Consider the following 6632-nt stretch of genomic DNA (forward strand, 5'->3'; position numbering starts at 1 on the left):
AAAAGAATAAGCTTCGCATATCGTGTATAAGGAAGTGTATTTATGGAAGAAGCACCATTTTACCGTGACACTTGGGTGGAAGTGGATTTAGATGCCATTTATAACAACGTTACACATATTAAAGAGTTCATCCCAAGTAATGTAGAGATTTTTGCTGTAGTTAAAGCAAACGCATATGGGCACGATTATGTACCGGTGGCTAAAACGGCATTAGAAGCAGGTGCAACAAGGTTAGCTGTTGCTTTTTTAGATGAGGCTTTAGTGCTTCGGAGGGCTGGTATTACTGAGCCGATTTTAGTATTAGGTCCCTCGCCGCCGCGTGATGTAAATGTAGCTGCTGAAAATGATGTAGCGCTAACTGTTTTTCAAAAAGAATGGGTGGACGAAGCAATTAAACTTTGGGATGGTTCATCTGTAATGAAATTCCATATTAACTTTGATAGTGGTATGGGGAGAATTGGAATACGTGAAAAAAAAGAGCTAAAAGAATTTTTAAAGAGTTTAGAGGGTGCACCGTTTTTAGAGTTAGAAGGAGTATACACGCATTTTGCAACGGCAGATGAGGTTGAGACTTCGTATTTTGATAAGCAATATAACACGTTCTTAGAGCAGTTAAGTTGGTTGAAAGAATTCGGAGTGGATCCTAAGTTTGTTCATACAGCTAATAGTGCTGCGACGTTACGTTTTCAAGGGATTACATTTAATGCAGTGCGAATTGGGATTGCAATGTATGGATTATCTCCTTCTGTAGAAATACGTCCTTTTTTACCATTTGAATTAGAACCGGCGCTATCACTTCATACGAAAGTCGCTCATATTAAACAGGTAATTAAAGGTGATGGAATTAGTTATAATGTCACCTACCGAACGAAAACTGAAGAATGGATTGCGACTGTAGCGATTGGCTATGCAGATGGGTGGCTTAGAAGGTTACAAGGATTTGAAGTGCTTATAAATGGTAAAAGGGTACCGATTGTAGGGCGAGTAACAATGGATCAGTTCATGATTCATCTTCCTTGTGAAGTGCCACTTGGTACGAAAGTTACGCTTATTGGAAGGCAAGGAGATGAGTATATTAGCGCTACAGAGGTTGCGGAATACTCAGGGACTATTAATTATGAAATTATTGCAACGATCAGTTTCCGTGTGCCAAGAATATTTATACGGAATGGTAAGGTTGTAGAGATAATTAATTACTTGAACAATATATAGAAGGTAGTATGATTGCTTCTTGTCATTGGGGTGACTGTTCGTTGCTGGATAATAAGCTCTTTTTGATGAGAAGTTTTTTACTTATAATCATTTTTTATATAAGTTGCACGTAAGTTTTGAAGAGGAGTTCTATTGTTTTTAGTGAGTTATGAGATAAAAAATTTAAGAAGATGAATGTTTTGTTTGTGAATTGGAAAACATAAGCAAGGAATAAGGAAGTCTTTGCAACAGGCTCCATACAATGGTATTATTACAATAGGTGTCATATATATATTTGGGTGTGTAGTTGACGGTGGAGGTGTATTTTTGTGTCCGAATCAAGTGTAACTACTGAAATCGTGGTTCGGTTGCCAAAGCAAATGGTAACGGAATTGGACGGAATTGGAAAACAAGAGAATAAGAATCGCCATGAACTAATTTGCCAGGCAACACAATTGTTATTGCGTCAACATAAGACGAAGAAACGCTACCAACATGAATCAATGCGACGTGGGTACATTGAAATGGGAAAAATTAATCTTGGTATTGCATCTGAAGCTTTCTTAGCAGAGTATGAAGCAGCTCATACAGTAGAACGCTTAGTTAGCGGGGGGTAATATTTTGATTGTAAAACGCGGCGACGTGTATTTTGCAGACCTTTCCCCAGTTGTTGGTTCTGAGCAAGGAGGCGTTCGTCCGGTTCTTGTCATTCAAAATGACATCGGAAATCGTTTTAGTCCAACGGTGATTGTAGCGGCTATTACTGCACAGATTCAAAAAGCGAAATTACCCACTCATGTGGAAATTGATGCGAAAAAGTATGGTTTTGAGAGAGATTCTGTTATTTTACTTGAGCAGATTCGAACAATCGATAAGCAACGCTTAACGGACAAAATCACTCATTTGGATGAAGTGATGATGAGTCGTGTAGATGAAGCGTTACAAATTAGTTTAGGACTAATAGATTTTTAAATCGGCAGTTTAAGTTGCTCTCTTTGAAGGGCAACTTTTTTTATTATAGAGGAGGTTACGGTTGTATATGGAAATGGTAGGTAATCGACAAGCGTTAATGAAAATGTTAGTGAAAGAATTAGGCTTTACCGAAAAGCAAGTTCGTCATGTTATTCAATTAACAGAAGAAGGTAACACAGTTCCATTTATTGCTCGTTACCGAAAAGAATGGACAGGCTCTTTAGATGAGGTGCAAATTCGTACGATTTTAGAGAGATGGCAATATATGATGCAACTTGAAGATAGGAAGGAAGAAGTTCTTCGTCTTATTGATGAGAAGGGGAAACTGACAGAAGAGCTACGACAGCAAATTGTTAAAGCTACAAAGTTGCAAGAAGTAGAAGATCTATATCGTCCATATAAAGAGAAAAGAAGAACGAAAGCGACAATTGCTAAAGAAAAAGGATTAGAACCATTAGCTGAATGGTTATTGTTATATAAGAAAGAAGATCCGGCTAAAAAGGCAGTGGAATTTATTAATGTAGAGAAAGAAGTGCAATCTGCAGAAGAAGCTTTACAAGGTGCACAAGACATTATTGCAGAAATGGTTTCAGATGAAGCTGCGTATCGTAGTTGGATTCGAAATGTTACTTTTAGAAAAGGTGTTATGTCTTCGTCCGTGAAAGATGAAGAAAAAGATGAAAAGAATATATATGAAATGTATTACAGTTATGAAGAACCATTGCAAAAAGTAGTACCACATCGTGTATTAGCAATGAATCGTGGCGAGAAAGAAGATATATTGAGAGTTGCTGTTGTTCCGCCAGTAGATGAGATAGTAACTTTCTTAAATAAGAAAGTAATTCGTGATAACGATTCGAAAAGTGCACATTATGTACAATTAGCGATTGAAGATGGTTATAAACGATTAATTCAATCTTCAATCGAAAGAGAGATTCGTAAAGAATTAACAGAAACAGCTGAAGAACAAGCAATACATATTTTCTCTGAGAACTTACGTAACTTATTATTACAACCTCCGATGAAAGGGAAAGTCGTGCTAGCGGTAGATCCGGCATATAGAACTGGTTGTAAATTGTCTGTAGTAGATGATACGGGGAAAGTACTACATATCGATGTTATTTATCCGCATCCACCTGTTCGTAAATATGATGATGCAAAAACGAAAGTTCTTTCTATTATAGATAAATATCAAGTTGAAATGATTGCAATTGGTAATGGGACAGCATCTAGAGAAACAGAAGAGTTTATAGTAGATGTATTACAAAGTGTGAACCGAGATGTCTTTTATATTATTGTAAATGAAGCGGGTGCTAGTGTATATTCAGCTTCTGATTTAGCCCGTGAGGAATTCCCAAATTTACAAGTTGAAGAGAGAAGTGCCGTTTCTATTGGGAGACGTCTGCAAGATCCACTTGCTGAACTTGTGAAAATTGATCCTAAATCAGTTGGGGTTGGACAATACCAACATGATGTATCTCAAAAGAGACTGAATGAGTCATTAACATTTGTAGTAGAAACAGCTGTTAACCAAGTTGGGGTTAATGTAAATACGGCTTCGGTTGCATTGTTACAATATGTTTCAGGTTTATCGAAAACTGTTGCGAAAAATATTGTGGCAAAGAGAGAAGAAGATGGGAAATTCACGAAGCGCACGGAATTAAAGAAAATCCCACGTTTAGGTGCAAAGACGTATGAACAATGTATAGGTTTCTTACGTATACTAGAAGGAGCGAATCCATTAGATCGAACAGGTATTCATCCAGAGCAATATAAAAATGTTGAATTATTATTGAAGAGTCTAGGGTTATCGATAGATGACGTAGGACAACCGCAATTACAAAAGAGATTGGAAGAAGTAGAGATTTCTAAGTTATCTCAAGAAACAGGAGTTGGGGAGCCGACGTTAGTTGATATTATAGATGCGCTTATTAGTCCAGAACGCGATATGAGGGATGAGTTGCCTAAACCACTTCTGAAAAAAGGGATTTTGAAATTAGAAGATTTAAAACGTGGTATGGAATTAGAAGGAACAGTTCGTAACGTTGTTGATTTTGGTGCTTTTGTTGATGTTGGCGTAAAGCAAGATGGTTTAGTACATATTTCTAAACTTAGCAAACAGTTTGTAAAGCATCCGTTAGATGTTGTATCAGTAGGGCAAATTGTAAAAGTATGGGTAGATGATATTGATACAAAAAAAGGACGCGTTGCACTATCTATGTTGCCGATTGAATAGTAAGAGAAGAGAGCAGATGAAACTGCTCTTTTTTTATGGAATAAAAAGTGTAATGGATTATGAGCTTTGATGTATTTTGCTATAATAAAACCAGCATTCATTTAATAACTTAATTTGATACCGGTTTTTTTCGAAATATGCACGTTGCATTTGTTTTTTTAGCCACGTAGGCATAGGAATCCCTCCTTGTTTAATCCTGCTCTCAAAAATCTAAAATGCTATTGATGAGAGGTTGGTGAGTGGATTTCTATTCATGTTTTGTTTTTAGAAACCACGCTTCTTACATGAGGATGGGTATATGTACTATTTAATATATGTATAAGAAGGGAGAAAAGTGTAAAAATATTTTTTTGTTTAGGAGGAATGAGAGTGGATGAGCAAGAAATTCAGCGACTAGTGGAAGAAGTATCACTACAATACTTTGAGATGCCGTTCTTACATAAAGCAGTGTTTAATAATAGATTACGTACAACTGGTGGGCGTTATTTATTGAAGAGTCATAATATCGAATTGAATTATCGATATTACGAAGTGTATGGTGAAGAAGAGTTAGTCGGGATTATTAAACATGAGCTTTGTCATTATCACTTACATATTGCAGGAAGAGGGTATAAGCACAGGGACAGGGATTTTCGTGAGTTGTTAAAGAAAGTTGATGCACCACGTTTTTGTAAACGAATGATTAATGAAGAGAAGGAAAAAAAGATTTATAAGTATGAATGTATGGAGTGTTCACTTCAATATGTAAGAAGGCGTCAAATAAATACAAAAAGATATGTCTGTGGAAAGTGTAAAGGGAAACTCAAACCGATATCGAAAACATCTTGACAGTAAAAACGCAATCCAGTATATTATAAACATGTCACGTTTGAACAAGATGTTGTTAAAAACTTCTTGACTTACAGAGAGAATTTTTATAAGATACAAATTGTCTTCATTATTCCGCAGTAGCTCAGTGGTAGAGCTATCGGCTGTTAACCGATCGGTCGTAGGTTCGAGTCCTACCTGCGGAGCCATACAGAGAAGTACCCAAGTGGCTCAAGGGGCTCCCCTGCTAAGGGAGTAGATCGCTAACGCGGTGCGAGGGTTCGAATCCCTTCTTCTCTGCCATACATATTGGCCCGTTGGTCAAGTGGTTAAGACACCGCCCTTTCACGGCGGTAACACGGGTTCGAATCCCGTACGGGTCACCACTTCGGAGGATTAGCTCAGCTGGGAGAGCACCTGCCTTACAAGCAGGGGGTCGGCGGTTCGATCCCGTCATCCTCCACCATATAATTTTATATGAATAGTATTGTCGCGGGGTGGAGCAGCACGGTAGCTCGTCGGGCTCATAACCCGAAGGTCGCAGGTTCAAATCCTGTCCCCGCAACCAAATGGTCCCGTGGTGTAGTGGTTAACATGCCTGCCTGTCACGCAGGAGATCGCCGGTTCGACCCCGGTCGGGACCGCCATTTTAACTTCTGCTATATAGCAGTTGTTTTTTATTGGATATTATGTTACAATAACATTTGTCTTTGAAAAGAAGATAATTATTTCGATGGGCTATAGCCAAGCGGTAAGGCAACGGACTTTGACTCCGTCATGCGCTGGTTCGAATCCAGCTAGCCCAGCCATTTACGAGCCATTAGCTCAGTTGGTAGAGCATCTGACTTTTAATCAGAGGGTCGAAGGTTCGAGTCCTTCATGGCTCACTTTTGTTTTTTCCGCGCGGTCGTGGCGGAACGGCAGACGCGCTAGGTTGAGGGCCTAGTGGGGGAAACCCCGTGGAGGTTCAAGTCCTCTCGGCCGCATCAAAAAAATCTTAAAAAAGTACTTGCATTTGAAAATGTAGTATGATAAGATAATTGAGTCGCCAAATTACAACGACGAAAAAAACATCATGAATAAGCGCCCGTAGCTCAATTGGATAGAGCGTTTGACTACGGATCAAGAGGTTAGGGGTTCGACTCCTCTCGGGCGCGCCAATTACGGGAAGTGGCTCAGCTTGGTAGAGCACCTGGTTTGGGACCAGGGGGTCGCAGGTTCAAATCCTGTCTTCCCGACCACGCGGGTGTAGTTTAGTGGTAAAACAAGAGCCTTCCAAGCTCTGGTCGAGAGTTCGATTCTCTTCACCCGCTTTTAGTTCTTTGAAAACTGAACGAAACAAACAACGTGAAACGTCAATTTTTATTTTAGATGCTAGACAAACTAACTTTATTGGAGAGTTTGATCCTGGCTCAGGATGAACGCT

6 protein-coding genes and 12 tRNA genes are annotated in these 6632 nt (G+C 38.9%); 17 read left to right on the plus strand and 1 reads right to left on the minus strand.

Annotated elements, in window-relative coordinates; all coding sequences use genetic code 11:
• Positions 1-42 precede the first annotated feature (42 nt).
• The 4 genes from alr to ACTFRU_RS28235 all read left to right on the plus strand — a co-directional run bounded on the left by alr (position 43) and on the right by ACTFRU_RS28235 (position 4399).
• Positions 43-1212, plus strand: a complete 1170-nt coding sequence (gene alr / locus ACTFRU_RS28220) for an alanine racemase (protein WP_440037995.1) — start codon at positions 43-45, stop codon at positions 1210-1212.
• A 308-nt stretch (positions 1213-1520) separates the two neighbouring features.
• Positions 1521-1808, plus strand: a complete 288-nt coding sequence (locus tag ACTFRU_RS28225) for an antitoxin EndoAI (RefSeq protein WP_000004570.1) — start codon at positions 1521-1523, stop codon at positions 1806-1808.
• Between the two features lie 4 nt (positions 1809-1812).
• Complete coding sequence (gene ndoA / locus ACTFRU_RS28230) at positions 1813-2163, plus strand: type II toxin-antitoxin system endoribonuclease NdoA (protein ID WP_000635965.1); 351 nt, start codon at positions 1813-1815, stop codon at positions 2161-2163.
• 67 nt (positions 2164-2230) lie between these two features.
• On the plus strand, positions 2231-4399 hold the full coding sequence (locus tag ACTFRU_RS28235; protein WP_016124211.1) for a Tex family protein: 2169 nt from the start codon (positions 2231-2233) through the stop codon (positions 4397-4399).
• A gap of 57 nt (positions 4400-4456) precedes the next feature.
• Here ACTFRU_RS28235 and cmpA read toward each other — a convergent pair whose 3' ends face one another.
• Positions 4457-4573: a cortex morphogenetic protein CmpA gene (gene cmpA, locus ACTFRU_RS28240; RefSeq protein ID WP_001143642.1), complete on the minus strand. Its 117-nt coding sequence runs from the start codon at positions 4571-4573 to the stop codon at positions 4457-4459.
• Positions 4574-4768: 195 nt separating this feature from the next.
• Here cmpA and ACTFRU_RS28245 point away from each other — a divergent pair, with 195 nt between their 5' ends.
• The 13 genes from ACTFRU_RS28245 (at position 4769) to ACTFRU_RS28305 (ending at position 6519) form a co-directional block, all read left to right on the plus strand.
• Positions 4769-5227 carry a SprT family protein gene (locus tag ACTFRU_RS28245; protein ID WP_000344237.1) on the plus strand — a complete coding sequence of 153 codons (459 nt, stop codon included), beginning with the start codon at positions 4769-4771 and terminating at the stop codon, positions 5225-5227.
• 113 nt (positions 5228-5340) lie between these two features.
• Positions 5341-5415 (plus strand) — tRNA-Asn (locus tag ACTFRU_RS28250).
• A gap of 3 nt (positions 5416-5418) precedes the next feature.
• Positions 5419-5509: transfer RNA gene (locus tag ACTFRU_RS28255), tRNA-Ser, on the plus strand.
• An 8-nt stretch (positions 5510-5517) separates the two neighbouring features.
• Positions 5518-5592: transfer RNA gene (locus ACTFRU_RS28260), tRNA-Glu, on the plus strand.
• A gap of 4 nt (positions 5593-5596) precedes the next feature.
• A tRNA-Val gene (locus ACTFRU_RS28265) sits at positions 5597-5672 on the plus strand.
• A 25-nt stretch (positions 5673-5697) separates the two neighbouring features.
• A tRNA-Met gene (locus tag ACTFRU_RS28270) sits at positions 5698-5774 on the plus strand.
• Between the two features lie 3 nt (positions 5775-5777).
• A tRNA-Asp gene (locus ACTFRU_RS28275) sits at positions 5778-5853 on the plus strand.
• 87 nt (positions 5854-5940) lie between these two features.
• A tRNA-Gln gene (locus ACTFRU_RS28280) sits at positions 5941-6015 on the plus strand.
• A gap of 5 nt (positions 6016-6020) precedes the next feature.
• Positions 6021-6093, plus strand: a tRNA-Lys gene (locus ACTFRU_RS28285).
• 16 nt (positions 6094-6109) lie between these two features.
• Positions 6110-6192 (plus strand) — tRNA-Leu (locus tag ACTFRU_RS28290).
• 97 nt (positions 6193-6289) lie between these two features.
• Positions 6290-6366, plus strand: a tRNA-Arg gene (locus ACTFRU_RS28295).
• 4 nt (positions 6367-6370) lie between these two features.
• Positions 6371-6447, plus strand: a tRNA-Pro gene (locus ACTFRU_RS28300).
• Between the two features lies 1 nt (position 6448).
• A tRNA-Gly gene (locus tag ACTFRU_RS28305) sits at positions 6449-6519 on the plus strand.
• The last annotated feature ends 113 nt before the right edge of the window (positions 6520-6632 follow it).

Origin of the sequence: Bacillus cereus group sp. MYBK220-1 (assembly GCF_051916445.1) — a bacterium.
Lineage (GTDB): Bacteria > Bacillota > Bacilli > Bacillales > Bacillaceae_G > Bacillus_A > Bacillus_A cereus.

Excerpts from the sequence above, each read along its gene's own strand:
- alr (WP_440037995.1), top strand. The coding sequence starts at position 43 with ATGGAAGAAGCACCATTTTACCGTGACACTTGGGTGGAAGTGGATTTA.
- ACTFRU_RS28235 (WP_016124211.1), top strand. The coding sequence starts at position 2,231 with ATGGAAATGGTAGGTAATCGACAAGCGTTAATGAAAATGTTAGTGAAA.
- cmpA (WP_001143642.1), bottom strand. The coding sequence starts at position 4,573 with ATGCCTACGTGGCTAAAAAAACAAATGCAACGTGCATATTTCGAAAAA.